This window comes from Antrihabitans stalagmiti (assembly GCF_016482825.1).
Lineage (GTDB): Bacteria > Actinomycetota > Actinomycetes > Mycobacteriales > Mycobacteriaceae > Antrihabitans > Antrihabitans stalagmiti.
Genome location: NZ_JAEMNV010000004.1, coordinates 341,940 through 367,095, shown reverse-complemented (window position 1 = coordinate 367,095; position 25,156 = coordinate 341,940). Strand labels below are relative to the sequence as shown.

The 25,156-nt window shown below is 63.2% G+C and carries 24 protein-coding genes, 1 tRNA gene and 1 pseudogene; 10 read left to right on the top strand and 16 right to left on the bottom strand.

The features are described 5' to 3' along the window. Positions 1-6: 6 nt before the first annotated feature. Entirely contained in the window at positions 7-687 is a 681-nt protein-coding gene (gene nth, locus JGU71_RS14660) for an endonuclease III (RefSeq protein WP_199705308.1), read from the bottom strand. A 185-nt stretch (positions 688-872) separates the two neighbouring features. On the opposite strand from nth, the gene JGU71_RS14655 reads away from it, so the two are divergent. Together JGU71_RS14655 and JGU71_RS14650 are read left to right on the top strand one after the other, a co-directional pair. Then, a complete protein-coding gene (locus JGU71_RS14655; RefSeq protein ID WP_199704877.1) occupies positions 873-1,145 on the top strand; it encodes a hypothetical protein in 273 nt (90 codons plus the stop codon). A 151-nt stretch (positions 1,146-1,296) separates the two neighbouring features. After that, complete coding sequence (locus JGU71_RS14650) at positions 1,297-1,971, top strand: Crp/Fnr family transcriptional regulator (RefSeq protein ID WP_199704876.1); 675 nt, start codon at positions 1,297-1,299, stop codon at positions 1,969-1,971. A 65-nt stretch (positions 1,972-2,036) separates the two neighbouring features. On the opposite strand, the gene JGU71_RS14645 is transcribed toward JGU71_RS14650, so the two are convergent. From JGU71_RS14645 to sp36, 3 genes are read right to left on the bottom strand one after another with little or no spacing between them, the layout of a single operon-like run. Beyond that, positions 2,037-2,816 carry an MBL fold metallo-hydrolase gene (locus JGU71_RS14645; protein WP_199704875.1) on the bottom strand — a complete coding sequence of 260 codons (780 nt, stop codon included), beginning with the start codon at positions 2,814-2,816 and terminating at the stop codon, positions 2,037-2,039. A gap of 16 nt (positions 2,817-2,832) precedes the next feature. Continuing rightward, positions 2,833-3,291, bottom strand: coding sequence for a RidA family protein (locus JGU71_RS14640; protein ID WP_199704874.1), 459 nt, complete (start codon positions 3,289-3,291; stop codon positions 2,833-2,835). A gap of 5 nt (positions 3,292-3,296) precedes the next feature. Beyond that, positions 3,297-3,461 (bottom strand): Sp36 family protein, encoded by a 165-nt coding sequence (gene sp36, locus JGU71_RS14635; RefSeq protein WP_199704873.1) that lies wholly within the window; start codon positions 3,459-3,461, stop codon positions 3,297-3,299. 87 nt (positions 3,462-3,548) lie between these two features. Between sp36 and bagA the strand changes: the two genes are divergently transcribed. Together bagA and bagB are read left to right on the top strand one after the other, a co-directional pair. After that, a complete protein-coding gene (gene bagA, locus JGU71_RS14630) occupies positions 3,549-4,583 on the top strand; it encodes an ATPase BagA (RefSeq protein WP_307829659.1) in 1,035 nt (344 codons plus the stop codon). Beyond that, complete coding sequence (gene bagB, locus JGU71_RS14625) at positions 4,580-5,707, top strand: ArsA family ATPase (protein WP_199704872.1); 1,128 nt, start codon at positions 4,580-4,582, stop codon at positions 5,705-5,707. The genes bagA and bagB overlap by 4 nt, the downstream gene beginning before the upstream one ends. Before the next feature lie 120 nt (positions 5,708-5,827). Here bagB and JGU71_RS14620 read toward each other — a convergent pair whose 3' ends face one another. Beyond that, positions 5,828-6,151: a WhiB family transcriptional regulator gene (locus JGU71_RS14620; RefSeq protein WP_199704871.1), complete on the bottom strand. Its 324-nt coding sequence runs from the start codon at positions 6,149-6,151 to the stop codon at positions 5,828-5,830. A gap of 346 nt (positions 6,152-6,497) precedes the next feature. Here JGU71_RS14620 and JGU71_RS14615 point away from each other — a divergent pair, with 346 nt between their 5' ends. Next, complete coding sequence (locus JGU71_RS14615; protein ID WP_199705306.1) at positions 6,498-8,858, top strand: penicillin-binding protein; 2,361 nt, start codon at positions 6,498-6,500, stop codon at positions 8,856-8,858. A 67-nt stretch (positions 8,859-8,925) separates the two neighbouring features. Here JGU71_RS14615 and JGU71_RS14610 read toward each other — a convergent pair. Next, positions 8,926-9,391, bottom strand: a pseudogene (locus tag JGU71_RS14610) (GatB/YqeY domain-containing protein). Between the two features lie 68 nt (positions 9,392-9,459). Between JGU71_RS14610 and JGU71_RS14605 the strand changes: the two are divergent. From JGU71_RS14605 to JGU71_RS14595, 3 genes are all read left to right on the top strand, one after another. Further along, entirely contained in the window at positions 9,460-10,419 is a 960-nt protein-coding gene (locus JGU71_RS14605; RefSeq protein ID WP_199704870.1) for a metallophosphoesterase, read from the top strand. 47 nt (positions 10,420-10,466) lie between these two features. Next, a complete protein-coding gene (locus JGU71_RS14600) occupies positions 10,467-11,678 on the top strand; it encodes a hypothetical protein (protein WP_199704869.1) in 1,212 nt (403 codons plus the stop codon). 20 nt (positions 11,679-11,698) lie between these two features. Next, positions 11,699-11,772: transfer RNA gene (locus JGU71_RS14595), tRNA-Pro, on the top strand. A gap of 55 nt (positions 11,773-11,827) precedes the next feature. On the opposite strand, the gene JGU71_RS14590 is transcribed toward JGU71_RS14595, so the two are convergent. The 5 genes from JGU71_RS14590 to JGU71_RS14570 all read right to left on the bottom strand — a co-directional run bounded on the left by JGU71_RS14590 (position 11,828) and on the right by JGU71_RS14570 (position 17,443). Further along, on the bottom strand, positions 11,828-12,601 hold the full coding sequence (locus JGU71_RS14590; RefSeq protein ID WP_199704868.1) for a MerR family transcriptional regulator: 774 nt from the start codon (positions 12,599-12,601) through the stop codon (positions 11,828-11,830). Further along, positions 12,594-13,835, bottom strand: a complete 1,242-nt coding sequence (locus tag JGU71_RS14585; RefSeq protein WP_199704867.1) for an MFS transporter — start codon at positions 13,833-13,835, stop codon at positions 12,594-12,596. The genes JGU71_RS14590 and JGU71_RS14585 overlap by 8 nt, the downstream gene beginning before the upstream one ends. Before the next feature lie 33 nt (positions 13,836-13,868). Continuing rightward, a complete protein-coding gene (locus JGU71_RS14580) occupies positions 13,869-15,398 on the bottom strand; it encodes an acyl-CoA synthetase (protein ID WP_199704866.1) in 1,530 nt (509 codons plus the stop codon). 63 nt (positions 15,399-15,461) lie between these two features. Beyond that, the gene (locus tag JGU71_RS14575; protein WP_199704865.1) at positions 15,462-16,586 is read right to left on the bottom strand and encodes a DUF5938 domain-containing protein; all 1,125 of its coding nucleotides are present in this window, start codon (positions 16,584-16,586) and stop codon (positions 15,462-15,464) included. A 53-nt stretch (positions 16,587-16,639) separates the two neighbouring features. Further along, positions 16,640-17,443, bottom strand: coding sequence for an SDR family NAD(P)-dependent oxidoreductase (locus tag JGU71_RS14570; protein ID WP_199704864.1), 804 nt, complete (start codon positions 17,441-17,443; stop codon positions 16,640-16,642). A gap of 227 nt (positions 17,444-17,670) precedes the next feature. Between JGU71_RS14570 and JGU71_RS14565 the strand changes: the two genes are divergently transcribed. Next, complete coding sequence (locus JGU71_RS14565; protein ID WP_199704863.1) at positions 17,671-18,306, top strand: TetR/AcrR family transcriptional regulator; 636 nt, start codon at positions 17,671-17,673, stop codon at positions 18,304-18,306. Between the two features lie 111 nt (positions 18,307-18,417). Here JGU71_RS14565 and JGU71_RS14560 read toward each other — a convergent pair whose 3' ends face one another. Then, positions 18,418-18,915: an NUDIX hydrolase gene (locus JGU71_RS14560; RefSeq protein WP_199704862.1), complete on the bottom strand. Its 498-nt coding sequence runs from the start codon at positions 18,913-18,915 to the stop codon at positions 18,418-18,420. Between the two features lie 291 nt (positions 18,916-19,206). On the opposite strand from JGU71_RS14560, the gene JGU71_RS14555 reads away from it, so the two are divergent. Then, positions 19,207-20,430 carry an APC family permease gene (locus JGU71_RS14555; protein WP_199704861.1) on the top strand — a complete coding sequence of 408 codons (1,224 nt, stop codon included), beginning with the start codon at positions 19,207-19,209 and terminating at the stop codon, positions 20,428-20,430. Here JGU71_RS14555 and JGU71_RS14550 read toward each other — a convergent pair. The 4 genes from JGU71_RS14550 to JGU71_RS14535 are packed head-to-tail and all read right to left on the bottom strand — an operon-like array spanning position 20,417 to position 25,080. Then, on the bottom strand, positions 20,417-21,778 hold the full coding sequence (locus JGU71_RS14550; RefSeq protein WP_199705305.1) for a serine hydrolase domain-containing protein: 1,362 nt from the start codon (positions 21,776-21,778) through the stop codon (positions 20,417-20,419). The genes JGU71_RS14555 and JGU71_RS14550 overlap by 14 nt on opposite strands. A 37-nt stretch (positions 21,779-21,815) precedes the next feature. Next, positions 21,816-23,348 carry a DUF4153 domain-containing protein gene (locus tag JGU71_RS14545; RefSeq protein ID WP_199704860.1) on the bottom strand — a complete coding sequence of 511 codons (1,533 nt, stop codon included), beginning with the start codon at positions 23,346-23,348 and terminating at the stop codon, positions 21,816-21,818. Beyond that, entirely contained in the window at positions 23,345-24,379 is a 1,035-nt protein-coding gene (locus tag JGU71_RS14540) for a HAMP domain-containing sensor histidine kinase (protein ID WP_199704859.1), read from the bottom strand. The genes JGU71_RS14545 and JGU71_RS14540 overlap by 4 nt, the downstream gene beginning before the upstream one ends. Beyond that, on the bottom strand, positions 24,376-25,080 hold the full coding sequence (locus tag JGU71_RS14535) for a response regulator (RefSeq protein WP_199704858.1): 705 nt from the start codon (positions 25,078-25,080) through the stop codon (positions 24,376-24,378). The genes JGU71_RS14540 and JGU71_RS14535 overlap by 4 nt, the downstream gene beginning before the upstream one ends. Positions 25,081-25,156 lie beyond the last annotated feature (76 nt).

Sequence of the window (25,156 nt, the reverse complement as noted above, 5' to 3'; positions counted from 1 at the left end):
CTCACCTCACAGGCCGGCCATCGCCAGCAGGTGTTCGAGTTCGGGACCCTTCACCAACTTGGCAGCGGTCTCCTTGTCCGTCGGCCCGAGTCCGTAGGAAGGGCAATCCTTCGCAAGTACGCAGACACCGCAGGCAGGCTTCTTCGCATGGCAGACCCGCCGACCGTGGAAGATCACGCGGTGCGAGAGCAGAGTCCACTCCTTGCGCTCGATCAATTCGCCGATCGCGTGCTCGACCTTGACCGGGTCCTCTTCCGTCGTCCACGCCCAGCGCCGAACCAGCCGACCGAAGTGGGTGTCGACCGTGATGCCCGGTACGTCGAACGCGTTGCCGAGGATCACGTTCGCCGTCTTGCGGCCGATGCCGGGCAACGTGACCAGTTCGGCGAGAGTGTGCGGGAGCTCACCGTCGAATCGCTCGAGCACGGCCTGACCCAGCCCGATGAGCGAGCTCGTCTTGTTCCGATAGAACCCGGTCGGCCGGATCAGCTCCTCCAGCTCGAGGCGGTCTGCGGTGGCGTAATCGCGGGCAGTCTTGTACTTCGCGAAAACGGGCGGCGTCGTCTCGTTGACCTTCTTGTCCGTGCATTGCGCGGAAAGTATTGTCGCCACTGCTAATTCGAGCGGTGTCGTGAAATCCAGTTCGCAGTAGACGTGCGGAAACGCTTCGGAAAGACGGCGGTTCATCCTCCGCGCCCGTCGCACAAGGCCTAGTCGAGTCTCTTCGCCCTTCGACTTCGACGATGCCGCGCCTGCGCCGGCGGATTCGGTGTTCGATTCGGTGGCTCGCACCTCATAACTGTACGGATACGACCGACAAGAAAATCCGTGCCGTGTTCCTTCTGAGACCTTCGCCGTGTTTACTCACCGGTATGCAAGGACTCGCTGTGGTGCTCTTCCCGGTGCTGCTCATGCTGTTTGCGCTCGCCATGGAACGTGTCGAGTTTCGCCTGAGCCGCCTCAACGTCCGCGAACAAGAGGTCCAAGAGTTCCTCGACACCGCCAGCAAAGCCGAGGTCGCATCGCTGGCCAAGGTCAGCATGCCTGTCGCACTCGCTCGCTTCCACCGCCGTCGCAATCGTGGCGACGGACAACGCACCCGCGCTGCCGGTGCCCGCCTCCTCAGTGTCCGAAAGGCCAGCTGACCAGGCACGACCCCCGGCTTCAGTAAAGTCCGAACACGGTTCGGACACATCGGCGCGGCGATTCCTTGTGCGGTAAGTGGCCTCTGTCACTACGGTTGGAGCCGTGCGAAGTAGACTGCACTTTCAACTTCTGCCCTCATAAGGAGCACACGTGGACGAGGCCCTGGCCAGAGCCGGCATCTTCCAAGGCGTCGAGCCCTCGGCCGTAGCTGCGTTGAGCCAGCAGCTGCACCCGGTCGATTTCCCGCGCGGACATGTCATCTTCAACGAAGGTGAACCGGGCGACCGCCTTTACATCATCGTTTCCGGCAAGGTGAAGCTTGGCCGCCGATCCCCAGACGGACGCGAAAACTTGCTCTACATCATGGGACCGTCGGACATGTTCGGCGAACTGTCGATCTTCGACCCCGGCCCGCGCACCTCGACGGCAACCACCGTCACCGAGGTTCGGGCGGTCAGCATGGACCGCGACGCACTCAAGGAGTGGATCGATCAGCGACCCGAGATCGCGGAGCAGTTGCTGCGCGTCCTCGCTCGTAGGTTGCGTCGCACCAACAACAACCTCGCAGACCTGATCTTCACCGACGTGCCCGGCCGGGTCGCAAAAGCGTTGCTGCAGCTCGCACAACGCTTCGGCACCCAGGAAGCCGGTTCGCTGCGGGTCACACACGACCTCACGCAGGAAGAGATCGCTCAGCTTGTCGGCGCTTCCCGTGAGACCGTCAACAAAGCGCTTGCAGACTTCGCACACCGCGGTTGGCTGCGCCTGGAAGGCAAGAGCGTTCTCATCTCGGACTCCGAGCGTCTGGCACGCCGAGCCCGATAGCGGGCCTTCGCGCCTCGTGCGTCCTTTCTCCAGGGTCCGCCCTGAAGAAGGGACGCACATGCGCGCTAGCGCCTCAGGTATTCCAGTTGCGCTTTGACCGAGCTGCGCGCTGCGGGCCACAGCTTCTTGTCGATGTCGGCATACACGTGCCGCACGACCTGCATGGGCTTCGCGTCGGCACCCAATACGTCCAGCGCGGCCTGTACCTGCTCCAGTCGTTGTTTGCGGTGTGCAAGGTACTCACGGGCGACGGCCGCCGCATCGGGACGATCCGGACCGTGCGCAGGCAAGAGCACTCGACCTTCGCCGACTTCGGCGAGGATGTCGAGCGAGCGCAGATAATCTGCGAGCGTGCCGTCGCGAGTGTCGATGACCGTCGTTCCGCGGCCGAGGATCGTGTCCCCGGTCAGTACGGCGTCGTCGAGCACGAAACTCACGGAGTCGCCGGTATGGCCAGGAGTCACCCGCACTTCGATCCGTAGACCCGCTGCTTCGACGATCTCACCGTCACGTAGCGGCACCGTCGATTTGTGCAGAAACTTCGGGTCCGCCGACCGCACAGGGCTGTCGGTGAGCTTCCTGTGGCGTTTCAGGCCACCGGTGTGATCGAAATGTCGATGGGTGATCAGCGTCATCGCGACCGGCGCGGACTCGGCGATCAGCCCGATGTGCGCTTTGTCCCGGGGACCAGGATCCACCACAACACATTCGGCGCTGTCGGGTGCACGCAAGATCCAGGTGTTGGTGCCGTCGAGCGTCATCTTGCCCGGATTGTCGGCCAACAGCACCGCAGCCGTCGGCGTTACCTGCCGCAGCCGGCCGTACGCGGGATGTTCGAGCACCACCCCCGCCCACCTCCTGTTACGAAACCTCGACGATGAGTTCGACCTCGACCGGCGCACCGAGCGGGAGTTCGGCGACCCCGACTGCGGACCGCGCGTGAATGCCTGCGTCTCCGAACACTTCACCGAAGAATTCCGACGCACCGTTGACGACGCCCGGCTGACCCGTGAAGCCTTCCGCGGAGGCGACGAAGCCGACGACCTTGACGATCCGCACGATCGCATCGAGCCCGACCAGGTTGTCGATCGCGGCGAGTGCGTTGAGCGCACAGGCACGAGCGGCTGCCTTGGCCTCGTCGGCGTCGACCTCGGCACCGACTTTGCCTGTCGAGCTCAACGCACCGTCGACGAACGGGAGCTGGCCGGAGGTGTACACCAGCGAGCCCGTACGGATGGCGGGGATATACGCCGCAACGGGTTTCGCGACAGGCGGAAGCGCGATGTCGAGCTCCGCAAGGCGTTCGGTCCAGGTACCCATCCGACTCAGCCCTTCGGGCGCTTCAGGTAGGCGACGTGCTGCTCACCGGTCGGGCCGGGCAGCACGGTGACGAGTTCCCAGCCATCGGAACCCCATTGGTCGAGAATTTGCTTGGTTACGTGGGTGAGCAACGGAACAGTCGCGTACTCCCAGGTGGTCAATTCACTCATGTCGCTGAGGGTAGACGCCTTTGCCTCGTGTATGCGGATTCCCCCATCGGTCCGCTCGTTCGACAGACCTAGTTATAGGCTCGTGACGTGTCTTCAACAGAGAATCCGCTCGAGGTGGACAACCCACTCGAGGACAGGTGGCCTGCGAAAGCCGAGAGGGCCCGATTGCACTTCGTATCGGGCAAAGGCGGCACCGGTAAATCCACCGTCGCGGCCGCCCTTGCGCTGACGCTCGCAGCAGGCGGCCGACGGGTGCTGCTCGTCGAAGTCGAGGGTAGGCAGGGTATCGCCCAACTCTTCGACGTTCCGCCACTCCCTCCGACCGAGACCAAGATTGCGACGGCCGATCGTGGCGGCGAGGTCTATGCGCTGCCGATCGAAACCGAGCATGCGTTTCTCGAGTATCTCGACATGTTCTACAACCTCGGGTTCGCCGGGCGCGCGATGAAGCGGATGGGTGCGATCGAGTTCGTAACCACCCTCGCGCCGGGCCTGCGCGACGTCATCCTCACCGGCAAGATCAAGGAATGTGTGATCAGGACCGACAACGCCGGTAAGCGCGTCTACGACGAGGTCGTCGTCGATTCACCGCCGACCGGCCGCATCACGACGTTCCTCGACGTCACCAAGGCGATGGCCGACCTCGCTGCAGGCGGACCCGTCGCCTCCCAGAGCGAAGGGGTTGTGACCCTTCTGCATTCACCCGACACCGTGGTTCACCTCGTGACGCTGCTCGAGGCCCTGCCGGTACAGGAAACGGCGGACGCGATCGCCGACCTCACCGCGGCCGACCTGCAGGTCGCGACAGTGATCGTCAACCGCGCATCGCAGGGAATCCTGGCGAAGGAGGTCCGCGAGAATGCCGCGCGAGGTGAGATCGACAGCGCCGCAGTGCGCGAGAGTCTCCAGGCGGCCGGTATCGAACTGTCGGACAAGGACTTCGAAGGCCTCATCACCGAGACGATCGAACATTCGTCGACATTGCAGAGCCAGGACGACGCAGCGGGCGAACTCGACAAGGTCGATGTCGCCAGGCTGCACCTTCCCGCGCTTGCCGAAGGTGTCGATCTCGGCGGACTGTACGAATTGGCGGCACGGTTGAGCGAACAGGGTGTGCGATGACGACTTCTACTGCGCCGAACCTCGAAATCGGCAGGATCCTCGCCGACCCGAACACGCACCTCGTCGTGTGCTGCGGAGCGGGCGGTGTCGGCAAGACGACGACAGCGGCCGCACTCGCGCTCCGCGCAGCCGAGCAGGGTCGCAAGGTCGTCGTGCTGACGATCGACCCCGCAAGACGCCTCGCGCAGGCACTCGGGGTCGAAAGCCTCGACAACGATCCGCAGCCTGTGAATCTCGGCCCCGAGGTCAAGGGCGAACTGCAGGCGATGATGTTGAACATGAAGCGCACGTTCGACGATATGGTCGTCGAGCATGCGCCGGAGAAGGCCGAATCCATCTTCGCCAACCCCGTCTACCAGACCGCTGTGTCGTCGTTCGGTGGCACGCAGGAATACATGGCGATGGAGAAGTTGGGCCAGCTGTCCGACAAGGGCATCTGGGATCTGATCGTGGTCGACACTCCACCGTCGCGCAACGCACTCGACTTCCTCGATGCACCGAAGCGGCTCGGAAACTTCCTCGACGGCCGCATGATTCGCGTATTCACTGCTCCCGGTCGCGGTTTCGGTCGCATCGTCACTGGCGCGATGGGCCTCGCGCTGAAGGGTGTTTCGACGATCGTCGGCGGGCAGATGTTGTCCAATGCGTCGGTGTTCGTACAGTCGCTGGATACGATGTTCGGCGGTTTCCGGGCACGGTCACAACGGACGTTCGAGTTGTTGTCAAGGCCCGGAACGGCTTTCATCGTCGTCTCGGCTGCCGAACCCGACGCGCTTCGTGAGGCGTCCTTCTTCGTCGATCGACTCTCGACCGAGAACATGCCGCTCGCCGGACTTGTCCTCAATCGCACGCATCCCGAATTGTCTTCGCTCTCTTCGGATCACGCGCTGACCGTTGCGGATCAGCTCGAGTCGGCAGGCAAGCCCGAAAATGCTTTGGCCGCCGGTGTTTTGCGTGTGCACGCGCAACGTGTTCTCACGGCAAAGCGCGAACAGCGTCTCCTGCAACGGTTCAGGGGTGCGCATCCGCGGGTCGCTATCGTCGGCGTTCCGACATTTCCGTTCGAGGTCGTCGATCTCGATGCATTGCGTGCCGTCGCGGACGAACTGACTCGACACGGCTGAAATCGTTCGGTCCACAAATAAATGTGGAATGCAGATGTTTCACGAAAAAACAGAAACGGCGCAGGGACTGTCCCTGCGCCGTATTTTTTGCTTGGTTACATCTTTTGGCTACATCTTCGGCTACATAGCCGGCTGGTGATGCCGCTGCGATTCGAAGAAGTCGGACCACGAGTCGACCTCGGGATGCTGCTTGAGCAACGCTCTCCGCTGACGTTCCGTCATTCCGCCCCACACACCGAATTCCACGCGGTTGTCCAAAGCATCTGCGCCACACTGCATCAGCACTGGGCAGTGCCGACAGATGGTTGCGGCTTTACGCTGCGCCGCGCCTCGAACGAACAACTGGTCTGGATCTACTTCTCTACACCGGGCTTGCGATACCCAGGCAATTCTTGCCTCTGCTTCTTCCACGTCCAGTCGGGCGATCGGGGTGGTCATGTGCATTCGGTTTGCCCCTTTGCAGTCCGAACACCGAATCAACGGCGCTCAAGAAATTCGCGTAGCAAGTGGATCTTCGTGATCCACAGTGAGCCACACCATATTCATTTTCAGCGTGTTAGCTGTATCACACTGAGAACATAATCTAGGGAACTAGTTGGCACCGGCGCAAGTGCAGGCGGGCCTTTTTTGGTACGACCGTCCATAGGACACCAAAACGTTATAAAGCGAGCCCCCAATTGGAGGGGATACCGAGCCCGCTGCCCGCTGATCGTGACCCGAAAGCGAGCCTTCTGGATCGATCGTGCCGCCGACGCCACGTACTCTGTGTCTCGTGTCCGTCACTAATACGATCGCCAAGCTCGCGGGCAGCTGCCTCCTCGCGGCCGTCCTGGTGGCGGGGCTGCTGTTCCCGCTCGCCGGTGGTTTCGGTTTCATCTCCAACCGCGCAGCCGACACCGTCGACAACGTTTCCGCCGAGCTCGTCGAAGGAACGGTTCCCGCCGTGTCGACCATGGTCGATGCTGCGGGCAATCCGATCGCCTGGTTGTACGAGCAGCGCCGGTTCGAAGTACCTAGCGACAAGATCTCGAACGAGATGAAGGCCGCGATCGTCTCGATCGAGGACAAGCGGTTCAACGAGCACCAGGGTGTGGACTGGCAGGGCACGCTTCGTGCGTTCCTCACCAACACCACCAGCGGCGAAGTGCAGCAGGGCGCATCGACGATCGATCAGCAGTACGTGAAGAACTACCAGCTGCTCGTCGTGGCGAAGACCGACGCCGAGCGTCGCGCGGCCATCGAAACAACGCCTGCTCGCAAGATTCGTGAGATCCGGATGGCGTTGACGCTGGACAAGGAGCTGTCGAAAGACGAGATCCTCACCAGGTACCTCAACCTCGTGCCGTTCGGTAACTCGTCGTTCGGGATCCAGGACGCTGCCCAGACCTACTTCGGTGTCGACGCGGCGGCGCTCAACCTAACGCAGTCGGCGATGCTCGCAGGCATGGTGCAGTCGAGCTCCAAGCTCAACCCCTACACCAACCCCGAGGGCGTCACCGAACGCCGCAACACCGTCCTCGACACGATGATCCAGAACATTCCGAGCCGCGCGGCGGAAATCCGCGAAGCCAAGACCAAGCCGCTCGGTGTACTACCCGAGCCGAAGGGTCTGCCGCGTGGCTGCATCGCCGCGGCCGACCGTGGCTTCTTCTGCGACTATGCGCTGCAGTACCTCGTCAACGCCGGAATCAGTCGCGAACAGATCGATCGCGGCGGCTACCTGATCAAGACGACACTCGACCCTGCGATACAGGCATCGACCAAGGCCGCCGTCTCCAACGCGGCCGATCCCGAACTCGGCGACATCGCCGAGGTCATGAACGTGATCGCTCCCGGGCAGGACTCCCACCGGATCCTCGCGATGGCGAGCAGCAGGACCTACGGCCTCGACGGCGACAAGAACGAGACCGTGCAACCGCAGCCGTTCTCCATGGTCGGTGACGGCGCGGGCTCGATCTTCAAGATCTTCACCACTGCCGCAGCCATGGAGAAAGGTCTCGGCATCAACGCCACGCTCGACGTGCCGAAGCGCTTCGAGGCAAAAGGCCTCGGCAACGGCGGCGCGAGAGGCTGCCCGGCCGCCACGTACTGCGTCGAGAACGCCGGACCGTACAAGTCGCCGATGTCGGTGACCGAAGCGCTCGCAACCTCGCCCAACACGGCATTCGTGAAGTTGATCCAGGCTGTCGGCGTCCCCGCGACGGTCGATATGGCGGTCCGCCTCGGACTGCGCTCGTACACGAACCCGGGCACGTCCGGATTCACCGACCAGAGCCTCGCCGACATGGTCAAGGAACAGAACCTCGGGTCGTTCACCCTCGGGCCGACAGCGGTCAATCCGCTCGAACTGTCGAACGTTGCAGCAACCCTCGCGTCGTCCGGCAAGTGGTGCCCGCCGACCCCGATCGACTCGATCTTCGATCGCGAAGGGAAGCCGGTTCCGCTGTCCCAGCAGGCATGCGAGCAGGTCGTCGAACCCGGTTTGGCGAACACGCTCGCCAACGCAATGAGCAAGGACGACATCGGCGCAGGCACGTCCGCCGCGGCTGCCAGCGCGACGGGCTGGAACCTCCCGGTGTCGGGCAAGACGGGTACCACCGAATCGCACCGCTCGTCGGGCTTCCTCGCTTTCACCGACTCCCTCGCAGGCGCGGCGTACGTCTACGGCGATACCCCGACGCCCGGCGAGATCTGCTCGTTCCCGCTGCGCAACTGCGGCAGCGGCAACCTGTTCGGCGGTAACGAACCTGCCAGGACCTGGTACAACGCGATCAAGCCCATTCTCGGCGGTTTCCCGCCTCCTGCGCTGCCTCCGATAGATCAGAAGTACGCGCGCGGATCACAGAACGCACAGGTCCCCGACGTCACCGGCTTGAGTCAGGGTTCGGCGACGGCTCAGTTGACCGGAGCAGGCTTCCAGGTCAACGCGATCACCACATCGGGTACGCAGAGTCGCGGAACGGTGACAGGAACGTCACCCTCGGGTTCGGCGATACCGGGGTCGACGGTGATCATCTACGTGAGCGACGGCAGTGCGAAGCCGCCGCCTGCACCACGTCCGGAACCTGCACCGCCGGGCGCTCCCCGACCACCGCTGCCTCCGCTACCGCCACTGCCCCCGATACCTGGGCTGCCGATACCGCCGAGGTAGGCGGCTACGCCGCTCGTGAGTCTTTTCGGAGGGCCTGACCTCCGAAAAGACTCACGAGCCGAAGGCCCTAGAGGCGGGCTTTGACCGCCGCCGAAATGCGGGAACCGTCGGCTTTTCCTTGCACAAGGGCGTTGGCGGCCTTCATGACCTGGCCCATCTGCCGCATCGACGGCCCGCTCGCCGAGTGCCTCGGCAACTTGAGCGATGGCCGTGTCGACCGCATCCGCAAGTTCTGCGTCGTTGTACGGGGTCGGCAGATACTCGTCGATGATCTGCGCCTCTGCGCGTTCCTTCGCTGCCAGCTCGCCGCGGCCGTTCTCGGTGTAGATCTCGGCAGACTCGCCGCGCTTCTTCGATTCCTTCGCGAGGATCTTCAACACGTCCTCGTCGGTGAGGTCATGCGCTTGCGTTCCCGACACTTCAGCCGTCTGGACAGCTGCGAGCAGCATGCGCAGGGTCTCGCGCCGCAGCGCGTCCTTTGCCTTCATCGCCGCCGTGAGATCGCTCCGCAATTGCGCCTTGAGTTCAGCCATGGGCGCAACGCTACGCGTCCGGTATCTACAATCGCTCGCGGATTTCGCGCGTCAATTATCCTTGTACGGTGTCTGACACCCGGAAGGTCCTAACGCGCGCCGCCGGAGGGGCAGCTGGCGCTGCCGTCCTCGGTATCGGATATGCCTCGCTCATCGAGCGCAACGCATTCACGCTCCGCGAAACAACGATGCCGGTGCTCGAACCCGGTGCATCGACGATTCGGGTGCTGCACATCAGCGACCTGCACATGACGCCGGGGCAGCGCCTCAAACAGAACTGGCTGCGCGAACTCGACAGGCTCGAACCCGACCTAGTCGTCAACACCGGCGACAATCTGTCGCACCCGAAGGCAGTTCCCGCTGTGGTGCAGGCGCTCGGCGGGTTGCTCGCTCGTCCTGGACTTTTCGTCTTCGGTAGCAACGACTACTTTGCGCCGGTCCCGAAGAACCCGCTCAAGTACTTCAAGAAGGATCACAAGCGGGTCCTCGGCGATCCGTTGCCGTGGAAGGACCTGCGGGCCGCGTTCACCGAGCGTGGCTGGCTCGATGTCACGCATGTCCGCCGCGAGCTCGAGGTTGCGGGTGTGCGGATCGCCAGTGCCGGCGTAGACGATCCGCATCTGAAGCGCGACCGCTACGACACGGTGGCCGGTGTGCCCAACCCGCTTGCCGACCTACGTCTCGGCCTGACGCACTCCCCCGAGCCGCGCGTCCTCGACCAGTTCGCACACGACGGTTACGACCTCGTCCTCGCAGGCCACACTCACGGCGGCCAACTGTGCCTGCCGTTCTACGGCGCGATCGTCACCAATTGCAACATCGATCGTTCCCGCGTCAAGGGTCCGTCGAAGTGGGGTGCGCACACGCAACTGCACGTGTCGGCCGGTATCGGCACGTCGCCGTGGGCGCCTGCACGGTTCTGCTGCCGTCCGGAAGCGACGCTGCTGACGCTGATTCCCGCACCGCCGCGCAAGGCTGATTCCGGAACGAATCACGGCGCGTCGACGTCGGAAGCAGTGGTGAGCTGACCCGTTTTGTTCGGGTAGTTCTCGCGGCGTGCGCAATTGTCGTCAGCTTGTTGTGCCTGCTCGCCTCGATCCGTTTTCTGCTGCCGACCGCGAGCACGAACGAACTCCCCGGTGCTGCTGAGAAGCAACTCGAGTTCGTCCGGTCGGCGTTGGACGGCGGCACGGATCATGATGCGCAGCAACAGTTTCCCGAGGGCTATCTGTTCGCCAACGCGCTGTACGGGATGGCGTGGGTGCAGGTCGGGCTGACGGATACAGCTCGCGCCGACGCGGCAGTGAAGGAAGCTCGCTGGGCGTTGTCTCGCATCGAATCCAGCTATGGCACAGCGCCTTTCAGCGCCGGGCTGGTTCCTGAATACGGCGTCTTCTACGCGGGTTGGACGAACTGGCTTCGCGGCGGAATCATCGCTTTACAACCCGACGTCAACGCAGGTGAAGCCGCTCGCTACGAGCAGACGAGCGCCGACCTCGCTGCCGCCTTCGACGCCGCTGCGACGCCGTTTCTGCAGGCCTATCCGGGTCAGGCCTGGCCGGTCGACTCGACGGTGGCGATCGCGTCGTTGGCGTTGCACGACCAACTCGTTCAACCACGTTTCGGCGACACGATCGCGCGCTGGCTCGATGGGGTTCGGGAGCGCCTCGACCCCGCGACGGGTCTGCTGCCGCACCGTGTCGACCCAATCGACGGTCGACCCATCGAAGGCGCGCGTGCTACGTCGCAGAGCGTGATCCACCGATTTCTTGTCGAGATCGATCCTGCGTTCGCGCGGGAGCAGTACGCGGGATTTCGTGCTCGGTTTCTTGCCTACCCGCTCGGGTTCGGTCCGGCGATTCGCGAATACCCGCACGGCACCGACGGCGTCGGCGATGTCGACTCCGGACCCCTCGTACTCGGAATCAGTTTGTCCGCCACGGCGGTCACACTCGGCGCGGCGCGAGTCAACGGCGACGGCGACCTTGCTGCTGCACTCGCATCCGAGGCGGAGTTGCTCGGCGTTCCAGTGAGCGGACTCGATACCAAGAGATACGCATTCGGCCTGCTCCCGATCGGCGACGCGTTTCTGGTGTGGTCGGCGACGGCGCGTCCTTGGGGTGTTGCGCCGCAGCCGGATCAAGACGTCGGAATCCGCTGGTGGTGGCGACTGCCCTGGCTCACGACGCTGGTCGTCGTGGCCCTGCTTGCCTGGCTACCGGTGCTCGCATTACGCCGAAAACAGCCGCGAGCTGGCGATTTACGTCCTAATCACCAACTGCTGTAAGCTGACGCAGGTTGCAAACACGGGGTGTGGCGCAGCTTGGTAGCGCGCTTCGTTCGGGACGAAGAGGTCGTGGGTTCAAATCCCGCCACCCCGACGTGTTGGTTGAGACACAAGGTAGGCCCTGATCCGCAGAGATGCGGGTCAGGGCTTTACTCGTTCCTGGAGGCCTTGGCGCGAGACGCGGCGTCGAATCGCTCGAGTGCCTGCCGCTGCTGATCATTGACCAGGTCGAAGGTGTAGTCGCCGAGCAGGTCGGCAGACCCTCCCAACGTGCGGTTCAGATCGGCGACGAACCCCTCGCCGACCACGGATCCGAATGCCTCGACGGCAAAATCGACAGCTGCGGCTATGTCGTCGTCGGTGCTGTCGGGGCCGAGCTCTCCGAAGCGTTCAGCGAACGTGGTTACTGCCGGGAGTCGCTCGGGATCGCTCAGCCATTCGTAGAAGCTCGTCAAATACGGCATCGCGTCCTCCCCGGCCAGATGGGCGAGCAACACCGAGTGCAGCCGGTCGCTTTTCGCCAAGTCCGGGGACAGTCCGGCGTTGGCAAAGGCCGCAGAGAACGGGCCTGCGAATCGAGCAAGCTCGGGCGGCAGGTCTGGCGCCGCGTTGTGGTCACGCAGTTGAGCGATGACCTCCCGCTGCTTCGTCAGCCGGTCGATCTGTCCAGCCAACTCCAGGTCCAGTTCGTCGAGCAACGACGATGCATCCTCGGTGTCGTCGAGAAGTTCGGACATCCGATCGAGCGATATCCCAAGGGACGCAAGCCGTTTGATGCGCAATACGCGGACGAGGTCGTGCACGTCGTAGCTGCGATAGCCGTTGCTGCCGCGCTCGGGCTCCTCGAGCACGCCGACCTGGTGGTAGTGGCGAAGCGCCCGTACGGTGACCCCGGCAAGGTTGGCCACTTCGCTGCTACGCATCGATGGCCACCGCCGTCTTGTCGTTGGTCGTCTGGTCGTTTTCGGGTTCCAGATTACCCAGCAGCGACCTGGTAAAGACGGCCATCGCGAGGAGCCACACACCGGGGAGCACAATCGCGGCGACCTTCACGCTGCCGTACTGGGTGAGCAGGGCGGCACCGAGGATTCCGATCGACGGGGCTATGGTCAGCACCGCGTTTTGCGTCCCCATGATGCGACCCTTCATGTCCTCTGGGATCCGTTCGATCATAAGGACTCCGAGCAGGCTGCCGAACAACCCACTTGCCAGCCCGACCACAAAGGCCCCACCGAAAACTACCCAGGTCGAGGACAACGTCGCGATCAAGGCAAACCCGAGAGTTGTCCCCGAAAGTCCAGCGACGAACGATGTCCGTCGACCGATGCGTGCACCGCAAATCGCATAGATCGCGCCGCCGACAAGCATTCCCGCAGCAAGAGCGGTGAGGACGAAGCCGAGTCGGCCCGGCTGATCCTCGAGCGTGAAATAGACCGGCAGGATCAGTCCTTGCAGCGCAGCCAGCACGACCATCGACGCGACGCTGAGCATCGTCGTCGCGACCAGGAATCGGCTACTCAACAGCACTCGCCAACCGTCTCGAAGCTGCGTCCAGGAGTTGCTCGCGTTCGCAGGGATTTCTGCGATCTGCCCGACGGAGTGCGGGATCAACAGAGTGAGTAGCGCCGCGACCAGCGACGTCGTTGCCGTGATCCACAGCAGCGTCGATCCGTCGAAAACGACCATCAAGGTGCCCGCCGCCGCAGGTCCGATTAGCAACGCACCCGCACCGAGACTTTCTCTGATGCCGACAAGTCGCTCGGAGGCGATCGAGCCGTGCCGCACGATCGCGGGCAGCAGCGCGTCCCGAGCAGTCATACCGGGCACATCCCCGAGTGACCCGACGATCCCGAACAAAACGAACCAGCCGACGCTCAGACCGGTGATCATGTCGATCACGGGTAGCGCGGCAACCGAGGCGGCCGAGACCAGATCCGTGACCACCGACGACGTTCGTCGGTTGATCCGGTCGATCACAACACCCATGAACAACCCGGCCAGAACGGCTGGGACGGCGGTTGCCGCGGCGACGATGCCTGCACTGAGCGCACTGCCGGTGACCTGCAAGACGATCAACGGCAATGCGACCGCTGCTATCGAGTTGCCGAGCAGCGACAGTAGGTACGACGAGAGATATGCAACGGGGACGATTTTCATACGTCCAGTGGAAACTACGACGTTAGGGCGGGGTCAACCCGTCAGCTGACCCTTGATCTCGTTCTTCAGCACTTTCCCGACCTTCGACCTCGGTAGATCCGGCCAGATCAGCACTGCTTTGGGTGCTTTGACGCTGCCGATTCGCGCCTTCACAAATGCAATGACCTCACCTTCGTCGACCGTCCGACCCGCGTGCGGTTGGACGACGGCGACCACTCGTTCGCCCCACTTGTCGTCGGGCAACCCGATCACGCCGCAGTCCTGGATATCGGGATGCTCCAGCAGAGCCTGCTCGACTTCGACCGAGTAGACGTTGAATCCGCCGGTGATGATCATGTCTTTGGCGCGGTCGACGATGAACAGGAAGTTGTCGTCGTCGAGATAGCCGATATCGCCGGTGTGGTGCCAGCCGAACTTGGCGGCCTCGGCCGTCGCCTCCGGATTTTTGTAGTAGCCGGCCATGACGAGCGAACTGCGGACGACCACCTCGCCACGTTCACCGGACGGCAGCAGCGTGCCGTTGGCATCCATGATGGCAACGGTCACCAGCGGTGCAGGCCGACCCGCCGACGCCAACCGGGCACGTGCCACCGTGCCATCGGTATTGAAATGGTCTTTCGGTGGCAGCATCGAGATCATCATCGGCGCCTCGCTCTGGCCGAACAGTTGCGCCATCACCGGACCGAACCGGCCGAGCGCTTCTTCGAGACGCGTCGGCGACATCGGTGCGGCGCCGTACCAGAAGCATTGCAGCGATTCGAGATTCGTTGTAGCCAACGCCGGGTGTTCGAGCAACATATAGATCAGCGTCGGCGGCAGGAACGTGTGCGTCACCCGCTTCTGCTCGACAAGCGAAAGAAATTGTGGCAGATCGGGTTTGGGCATGATCACGACCTGCCCACCCAGTGCGAGAATCGGGAAGCAGAGTACGCCCGCAGCGTGCGTCAGCGGTGCCAGCGCGAGGTAGACCGGCCTGCCGTCGAACGGATAGCCCATCAGTGTCAGCGCAGACATCGTCTCGATGTTGCGACCGGTCAGCATCACACCTTTCGGCTTGCCCGTCGTGCCACCGGTACCGACCAACATGGCTACGTCGTCGATCGGGCCGAATTCCGCATCAGCAGTCGATGATTCACCGATCCACTCCTCGAAGGACGACGCGCCGTCTGCTGGTCCGTCGAGGCAGACGAGGGTTGTCAGCGTCGGTAGCTCCGGCTTGATGCGATCGACAAGCGCTTGGAACGAGCTCTGGTAGATGAGGCATCTGCAGTCGAAAAGGTCCAGCAGATCGCGGTTTTCGGCTGCTTCGTTGCGCGGGTTGACAGGACACCACACCGCACCTGCTCGACTGATGCCGAAAACGCAGGTGAACGCCGTCGGGTCGTTGGCCGACAGGATCGCAACCTTGTCACCCGGCTGCACGCCGGACCGGTTCAGCGCCAAGGCAATTCGGTGGCTCTGACTGACGATGGCACCGTAGGTGTAGGACCGATCGCCCATGGTCAGGCATGGTGCTGCCGTTCCAAGCGACGCACCCTTGTCGAGATAGTCGGTCAAACGCATGTCGGAAACTCCGTCCCTGTGCGTCCTTTCGGAGGTCCTGACCTCCAAAAGGACGCACGAGTGTTAGGCGTTGCGGGTGACTACCGGCTCGAGGACCAGACCGAAACTGCGTAGTACACCGAGCAATTCACGATGGCCGAAGGCTTGGCAACCCGATGCGAAACCTGCTCGCTTCGGCGGCTGCTGCAGCAGCGAGTAGGCCGAGTACGCCTGCAGCAGTCCGGTTTGCTTGTAGTTCTGATTGCCGTGGATCACGACGTGCGCGCGGCCGAGTGGGCCTGTCGCATATACCGAGTCGAGTGAGATGTTGATACGCGGATTCTCGCGCGGTGGCATACCGGCCTGGACGGAGCCCGCAATCTCGGCGAGTGCGGCTTCCTGCTCCTCGACCGTCGGCAGCGTCTTGATCTGCTCCTCGACCATCTTGGCCGTCTGCACGACACCTTCCATCACAGCACGATTGAAGACGCCACCCATGGCCTTGCAATTCGCCACGCGCGGATCGTCTTTGAACCACACGGGATGACACGTTCCGCCCCACGGCAGCGCAAGCGCCGTCTCGTGCTGGCCGGGTACGACGACCTCGGCGCTCGCACTCGAATCCCACTTCGCGTACTGGTTCTGCTCGAGGTAGAACCAGTCGGCCTTGAGGATCGTGAAGATCGTCTGCGTCGAGGCGTAGGTCGGAAAGCCTTTCCACAGCACCAGAATGTCGAGGGTGTCCAGCCCTGGGGTCTCGAGTGCGATGTTCGCGGCGATCTCCCCGGTCGTGTACATCTGCGCGATGCTCGGCGCGATCACCAGACCTTTCTCGGCGTACGCGGGTCCGTACTTGGTCTTGGCTTCCATCAGCCAGTCCTGCTCACCGGTTGTGTCCAGGTAGTGGCAACCGGCGGCGAGCGCGGCCTCGGCAACGATGGGTCCGTACTTGATGAACGGTCCGACCATGTTGCTGACTACTTTTGCGCCCGTGAACAATTCGGTGAGCGCCTCGACGGTGTTCTCGACCTCGACGACCTCGTGCTCGACATCGTCGATGCCGGGGACCTTGTCGAGGACTTCTTGAATGCGGCCCTTGTCGCGGCCTGCTGCGATAAACGGAACGTTGAACTCCCGCAGATACTCACAGACGAGTCGGCCGGTGTAACCGGACACGCCGTAGACGACGACGGGCTTGGTTGTGCTCATGGGTGTGGTGCCTTTCTTCGACGTTGAAGTGGGTTGCAGTGCAGAGAGTTCGGTTACATGCCCATGCCGCCGTCGACCGGCAGTCCGATGCCGGTGACGAACCGCGCTGCGTCGGATGCGAGGAAGACAACCGCGTCGGCCATGTCTGCGACCTCGCCCAGGCGCCCTAGCGGGGTCAGTCCGATGACGTCGCCGACCGCGGCTTCAGGCGAGGGCCACAGGCCGAGTTTCGCCATGTCCGAGGCCAATCCGAGGCCCATGTCGGTTGCGACGAGGCCGGGATAGATGCAGTTCACGCGAACGCCGTAGCCGAGTTTGCCCGATTCCTGGGCAGCGACCTTCGTCATTCGGTCCACGGCGGACTTGGTCGCCGAATAGCCGGCGATCGCGGGGAATGCGATTGTTGCGGCGACCGAAGAGACGTTGATGATCGAGCCACCCTTACCGGCTGCGCCTTCGGGTCGCATCGTTCGCAGGCCGTGTTTCACACCGAGCAACGAGCCGAGAATGTTCACCTCGCACATACGTCGTACGTCGTCGGGGTCGATGTCCACGATCAACGCCGAGATTTCGATGCCTGCGTTGTTGACGAGGATGTCCAGACCGCCGAGTTCTTGCACAGTTGCGGCGACCGCAGCTTCCCAGTCCGAGTCACTCGTCACGTCCAACTTGACGAAACCTGTTGTTGCCCCTGATTTTCCGATCGCATCGGCGGTCTCTTTGCCGGCGCCCTCCTGAACGTCGCCGATCATCACCGCCGCACCGGCGCGTGCCAGCGCCTCTGCCATCCCCGCGCCGAGGCCTTGCGCGCCTCCGGTTACCAACGCCTTGCGCCCGCTCAGATCAAAGACACTCATCGAGAACCCTGCCTCCGTGATTTCGCCGAATCCGACTGCTGACCTCGCCGTTTCGAGGGTTGCCGTCGAAGTGATGTAGCTCACAGACTTCTCGAACTTTGGACGAGTGTCAAGGCTTTTTTGGACAGTCGTCAAGATTTTTCTGGACAGACGTCATAGGTGCGGCGGTACACTTGCCCGACGCGGTGCACAGTGTGCCGCGCACGCAAGCACGGAGAGTCAACGCAGTGACATCGGTCGCCGAGAAAAATGCCGACAGGATTTCGCGCCGTCAGGTCGACAAGTTCGCCGAACGGCGCGATCAGCTTGCCGAGGCAGCGCTGCATACCCTGTCCGAACTCGGTTATGCGCGAACAAGTTTGCGTGAGATAGCGCAGAATTCCGAGTTTTCACACGGCGTGCTGCACTACTACTTCAGAGACAAAGTCGACCTCATCACGCATTGCGTCAAGTTCTACAAAGCACGCTGCGTCACGCGTTACGACGATGTCGTCGCCCATTCCCGAACACCCGAAGAACTAGAGGCCGGCTTCGGTGCCGCGATGGCCGCAACGCTGCGTGAAGAAGCAACGATGCACCGCCTCTGGTACGACCTGCGGGTGCAGTCGATGTTCGAGGAGTCCTTTCGCGCCGACGTCGCAGACATCGACAAAAGTCTCGAAAACATGATCTGGCGCATCGTGGCTCGCTACGCCGAGCTACTCGGCGCAGAACCCGTCGTCTCCCCTCGGGTCATGTACGCGCTGTTCGACGGTCTGTTTCAGCAGGCGCTGATCGCACACCTCGCAGGCGACGACGATGCTGCGACCGTTCTGCAGACGAACGTCAAAACCGTCCTGGTTCAGGTCATTCCAGCTGCGTAGTTCGTGTGATGAAACCGTTGCGTGACAGCAATCCCAACCCGTGCCCATAGTGGAGGTAACGGGAGGAGAAGCTATGCAGACCGTGATCGTTTTCATCCTCGCCTGTGCCATCTACTGGTTCGGGCTGCTCTGATTCGCGTCGCCGGCGCGTGACCCCACGTACTCGACGAGCCGATCCAGGATCGGGATCTGACCTTTCACCAGCTTGGTTCGAGCAGTCGGCACGTCGAACCATGCTGCACGGTCGATTTCGGGAAAGCTCTGCATACGACCTGATTTCGGCGGCCACTCCAACTCGAAGGTGTTGCTGACGATGGCAGCTGCGTCGAAGTCGGCCTCGAGCACGAACGCGGTGATCTTCTTGCCGCTCGACTGCCGAAACTGACCCAGGTCGACCAGCTCTCCGTCAGGGACCGGCGAACCCATCTCCTCCAGAAACTCCCTGACGGCAGCGACCTCGGGTTCTTCGTCGACATACTCGCCCTTGGGGATCGACCAGGCGTGCTCGTCCTTGCGAGCCCAGAACGGACCGCCCATGTGCGCGATCAACACACGAATCTCACCGTCGGCGTCGACCCGATAGAGCATTACTCCTGAGCTGAGTGTCATGTTCTATTCATAAGGCAGCTTCGCTGCTCGTGAGTCTTTTCGGAGGGCAGGCACTCCGAAAAGACTCACGAGGCGCGGAGCGCCGTCGGGAATACATTTCCAGAAGGGGTCGTTGACCACACTGTCGGCGTCCGAACAAGCCCCGGGCCCCACCCCATAGTCGCCACGAGCGACCACTTGCCGAGAGGCGCCTGTGGGACGTCGACGCTGGGAAGGCCGCTCACTTCGGTGAGCGGCCTTCTTCGTTGCCGCCGACACCACTGTTCACTCGGGTCGGGCAGGATGACCGCCGTGACTACGGACAAGCCCGCCGAATTGAAACGGCGGCTGGGACTCTTCGATTCGGTGACCATCGGTCTCGGGGCGATGCTCGGTGCCGGCATCTTCGCCGCATTCGCCCCCGCGGCAGCGTCCGCTGGCTCGTACCTCCTGATTGCCCTGGCGATCGCGGCGGTCGTCGCATATTGCAACGCTTCGTCGTCGGCACGCTTGGCCGCGCTGTATCCGCAGTCGGGCGGCACCTACGTCTACGGGCGCGAACGGCTCGGAGCGTTCTGGGGCTACCTCGCAGGCTGGGGATTCGTCGTCGGCAAGACCGCATCGTGCGCTGCGATGGCGTTGACGATCGGGGCATACGCGTGGCCTGCCCAACAACACGCCGTTGCCGTTGCCGCTGTGCTCGCCGTGACGGCCCTGAACTACTTCGGCGTCCAGAAGTCCGCAGTTGCGACGCGTGTCATCGTCGCGATCGTTCTCGCCGTCTTGACGATCGTCGTCGCCGTCTGCGCATTCGGACCGAATGCGGCGACGGGTTTCGGCTCCGGCACCGCCGACGTGCACGGCGTCCTGCAAGCGTCGGGACTGCTGTTCTTCGCCTTCGCAGGCTATGCGCGGATCGCGACGCTCGGCGAAGAAGTGCGTGATCCGGCCCGGACGATCCCCCGTGCCATCACAACCGCTCTTGCGATCACGCTCGTCGTCTACGTCGTCGTCGCAGTGGCCGTCCTGGCAGTTCTCGGCCCCGACACTCTCGCAACGGCGACGGACCCGCTCGCTCAGGCCGTCTCCAGTGCAGGCGCGCCCGCCCTCGCGCCATTCGTACGCATCGGTGCCGTCGTCGCAGCCGTCGGCGCGCTGATCGCCCTCGTCCTCGGCGTCTCCCGCACCGTCCTCGCGATGGCACGCGACCGACATCTGCCGAAGGCACTTGACGCGGTGCATCCGAAGCACGCAGTGCCCCACCGCGCCGAACTCGCCGTGGGTGCGGTGGTAGCGGTGCTCGCCGCAAGCGTCGACCTACGGTCCGCGATCGGGTTCTCGTCGTTCGCGGTGCTGTTCTATTACTTGGTCTGCAATGCCAGCGCGTGGACCCTCGGCCGCCGGCAACGGTGGGTTGCTGCGACAGGGGCGGTCGGCTGCATCGTCGTCGGACTGTCACTGCCCGCCGAATCGATCGTCGGTGGATCCGTGGCACTTGCCATCGGAGCGGTGGCCTGGCGGTTCACCCGGGCCTGATTCCTGGCGTTCTCGGATCGGTACCGGTACAGACGACGATCGCGCAGCCGGGCGGCCAGTTGGCAGCAGGCGGCGCCAAGCGCAGGCCGAGGCACTCGAAGAGTGTGCAACCGGGGTACGCGGCGGGCCCGATACCGAAAATGGCGAGGGAAATGCTTGCGTCGGCGAAGTCGCTCACGTCCGGATCCTGCAGCGGCGGTTCGACATACGGACCCGGGTCGGGCACGGCGACATCCACTATCGCTCTGGACAGCAGCCGAAAGAAGCTGTGTGGAAGTTCCGACGTGTTCTGCGAGGTACCGATCGGACCGAGACCCGACCGGTTTCCGAAGGCACCGGTCCACACGACAACGAGGTCGAGGTTCGGCACCACGAATACGTTCTGCATACCGAGACCCGACATCCAGAAGATGCCGGTGGGCAACGACGCTCTTTCGCAACCGGGTGCCTGCAACCAGAAGAGGAAGCCGTAGCAGGGGTTTCGCGGTGACGGCGTAATCGCCATCCGCAGATACTCGGCCGAGACGATGCGCTCGCCGCCCCAGCTGCCGCCGCCGAGCAGCAGCAATCCCAGTTTCGAGAGATCGTTTGCCGGCATCAGAAGGAACGAGAAGCCGTACGTGTGACCCGACCGATCACGGGCCCAATAGTAGTCGCTGCGTTCGATACCCAACGGGTCGAACAACTTTCGTTGCGCGTAATCCTGAAACGGTTCTCCGACTGCAATTTCGACGACAGCTGCGAGCAGATCGACGGCGCGCTGGTTGTACTCGAACACCGAACCGGGTTGATGCGCGAAGGGCATTCCCAACCCCTGAGCAACCACATCCGGATCGAGTTGGACGACGCCGCTCGCACCTTCGGACACCGTCGCGCTCAGTAGACCCGACGTCTCGGTGAGCAGATGCCGGACCTTGATCGCTCGGTGGGCGGAATCGCCGAGACCGGGAGCGAGATACTTGCCGATCGGATCGTCGAGCCCGAGCCGACCCTCGTCGTACGCCAGACCCGCGACGAGAGACGTCACACTTTTTGCGATGCTCCAGTTGTTCCACGCAAGATTGCCCGTCTCCTGATTGCGTGGACCTTCTGCGACCAAGCAGTTGCGCCGGAAGATCTGTATGTTCACACGATTTCGGTCCGCGGCGAAGGCGACGGCATCGGTCAGAGCCGCGGGGTCCATGCCGACTTCCGCTGGTTCCGCTCGCGGGAATTGCCGTCCGCTGCTGACCTCGCAGAGTCGGGGCTGCGACGGCGCCGCTACACCTGCTGCAGGCAGCACCATCAGCGCAGCCGCCAGCACGACGACCACGATAAGAGAGTCCCCGACCCAGCCGCGCCGAGTCATGGTCACACCCTAGCGACACCTCGGCGCGGCGAGCGGGTTATCTGCCGACTGTTGTCAGGCAGTTGCTGTCGCGCTTCGGTTGGTCGTCGAGCGTGGCGCGCGCGAGTGTCCGCGACAGGTTGAATCGGTACCAGGGCTCCGACTCGTCGAGGCGGTCCGCCGCGTTGGAGAGCAGGCACGATCGCATCGGTTCGGGCAGTCGGTCGAACTCCGGAACCGCGTCCGCGGACAATGTCGAAAGGAACGACACGTCGATCTTTCCGGTGGAGTCGTAGCGGTCGATGTTGCGATCGGCGATGTAGGCATCGGGGTTCCACGCCGCCAACACAAGCAGGGCAACGACGCCGGCGCCGACCACAGCGCGCGGCAACCACGGTGCCGACATCTTCACCCCTGCAACGCAAATCATCAGGAAGATCGATCCGAGCCAGAGTTCGATGGTCGTTACGAGCAACCGCAGCTCGGTGAAGCCGTAGGCCTGTTCGTAGGTCCACATGCGGAACACAGCCGAACTCACGATCACCATCGACGAGACACACAGAACCCCGATCAGTGACCGAGCGAGGGTGCGATCCGACGACGACTCGCGTGGGGCCTTTCTGATCGCAACGGCGAGGACAAGCAGGATCAGCGCCGTCACGGCGAGAAGTTGCCAGAACCCCTGGCGCGCATACTCCGCGTACGTGAGGTTTTCGGTCCGCAGCACGTGCTCGCTGCCACCGAACAACACCGTGATCTGCACACCGACGAAGACCACGAAGAGCGCAGCGAGCACCGACAGCGGGACTGCCCACTCCCAGCGCTGCGCAGACTTCCCCGGAGCAGGTGCGATCGCGTCGAACTTGGGAACGAATAGAACGAGGTAGGACGACGCAAGAACGAAGACCATCGCGAAGACGCCGACGAAGACCTGGCCCGAGATGGTCGGAGCATCGAGGTCTGGCGTCACGCCCGCAACGAGGTGAGCGAAGGCGGGATCAGCGCCGGCAAACAGCGCTCCGAATGCGCCGACCAATACGACGGTCAACGCCGCCACCCCGAGGATCCGCAGCTTGCGTCCGCTCGTCTTGCCGCGCAGTAGAACGCGGCCGCCGCGCGTCGTCCAACCGAGCACTCGGGCGGGCAGCATCCAGACGACGAACGCGCCGAAGAAGATCGAGGTCCACGTTCGACCGCCGACCAACGCAGTCCAACCGGCGCCCCAGGACGCAAGGATGCACAACACGGCGAGCCAACTCGCGTCCCGGAAGGCCGGAACGCTGAGCAACGCGAGGGTCAGTGCGATCCAGACAGCTTCTGTTGCGGTCGGGCGTCGTCGCGCGGTTCCGAATGCGACGCCGAACACCAGAATCGCGGTCAACAGGAAGCCGATGCTCACGCTGTCGAAGTGCCAGACGATGGAGCAAATCCAGCCGACCACCAGTGTCGCTGCGAGAACCTGCCACGATGCCGCTGCCGACTGCGTTGCGGGCCAGACCTTTTCGGGCCATATCGTCGCGCGCCGCACGGGCACCGGCTGCGGCCCGAAGGGTTGTTGCGGTTTGCCGGGTTCTGTTACTGCAGTGGTCATTTCGTGTCACTTTCGCCGGAATGGGGCTGCCCTGTTGGAATGTGGCCTGATGGAATGTGGACGCGGATGCGGCAGCCGACGCTCTGGTCGACCACCTCGATCGTCCCGCCGTGCAATTCGACGGCCCACCGCGCAATAGCTAGACCGAGACCGGTCCCGCCGTCGGTGGATCCGCCGCGGATGAAACGTTCGAAGACCCGCTCCCGCTCGGCAGGTGCAATCCCCGGACCGTCGTCGCAGACGTCGATCTGCAGACCGTTGCGAGTGCTCTCGGCCTCGACCACCACTCGACTACCCGGCGGTGCATGCCGCGTCGCATTGTCGAGCAGATTTACGACCACCTGATGTAGACGCGCACTGTCTCCGGTTGCGACGAGATCGGTTGGGGTTACTCGAATTTGGGTCCGGACGCTGGCGTGTGTGTGCTCGACCGCTTCCCGAAGGAATTCGGCTACGCCGAAGGTGTCGAGGTCGAGCACTATTGCGCCACCTTCCAGCTTCGACAGGTCGAGCAGATCGCCGACCAGTCGGCCGAGCCTTTCGGTCTGCGAGAGCGCGGTTCGCATCGTTGCGTTGTCCGGTTCGGCGACGCCGTCCACGACGTTCTCCAGCACCGCATGCAGTGCCGAGATCGGGGTACGAAGCTCGTGCGATACATTGCCGATCAATTCGCGTCGATACTGTTCCGCCGCAGCGAGATCCGCGGACATCGCATTGAAAGCCGCTGCCAGCTGGCCGACTTCGTCACGCGAAGATGCGCGTACCCGAATGCTGTAGTCACCGCGGGCCATTGCCTGTGCGGCCGCTGTCATTTCGCGCAGCGGCGACGTCATCCCGTGTGCGAGTAACTGAGTCAGCACAAGCGCAACCACCAATGCGAGCAGTAGCGCGTACCGAAACGGCCAATCAGCAACGAACCAGAAGGTCACGCTCGCCAACAGCAGCGCACCGCCGACAAGCACGCTGACCTTCGCCTTGAACGATGCCAGGGGGTCTAGCGGGCGCGGTAGCCACGACCAACCGCGCGTCATCGCGGTAGCTCCAACGCGTAGCCGACACCGTGAACGGTTCGGATTAGATCGCCGCCGAGCTTGCGCCGCAACGCTTTTACATGACTGTCGACGGTCCTGCTTTCCCCCGCACTGCCCCACCCCCACACGTGCTCGAGCAAGGTCTCGCGGGCGACGACTGCTCGCGGACGCTCTGCCAAGAACAGCAGCAGATCGAATTCGGTTCTGGTCAGATGAATTTCACTCTCGCCGCGTTGAACTCGACGCTCCTGCACATCGATTCGCACGTCACCGACCCGCATCACGTCAGCCGCTGCGGCAGCAGCACCGCGATCGGATCGTCTGAGCAACGCATGCACCCGCGCAACGAGTTCGCGCATACTGAACGGCTTGATCAGATAGTCGTCAGCTCCGACACCGAGTCCGATCAGCATGTCGGTCTCGTCGACTCGCGCAGTGACCATCAGCACCGGCACCGGCCGATCCGCCTGGATCCTGCGGCAGACTTCCAGTCCGTCGAAACCCGGCAACATCACATCGAGCACGACGAGATCGGGAACAAGGCGTTTGCTCGCCTCGACAGCCGACGGACCGTCTGCCGCAATGTCGACGTCGAATCCCTCCGCGCGCAACCTCGTCGCGATGGAATCGGAAATGATCGGTTCGTCGTCGACGACGAGAATTTGTCGTCTGCCCTGCTCAACCCTGCCCGGATCACTCATGGGGACGACTCTATGCAGCGGTCGTGGTGATCACGGTCGGGCGATGTGAAGATTCTGTGGAGGTCTCACCCCGTGC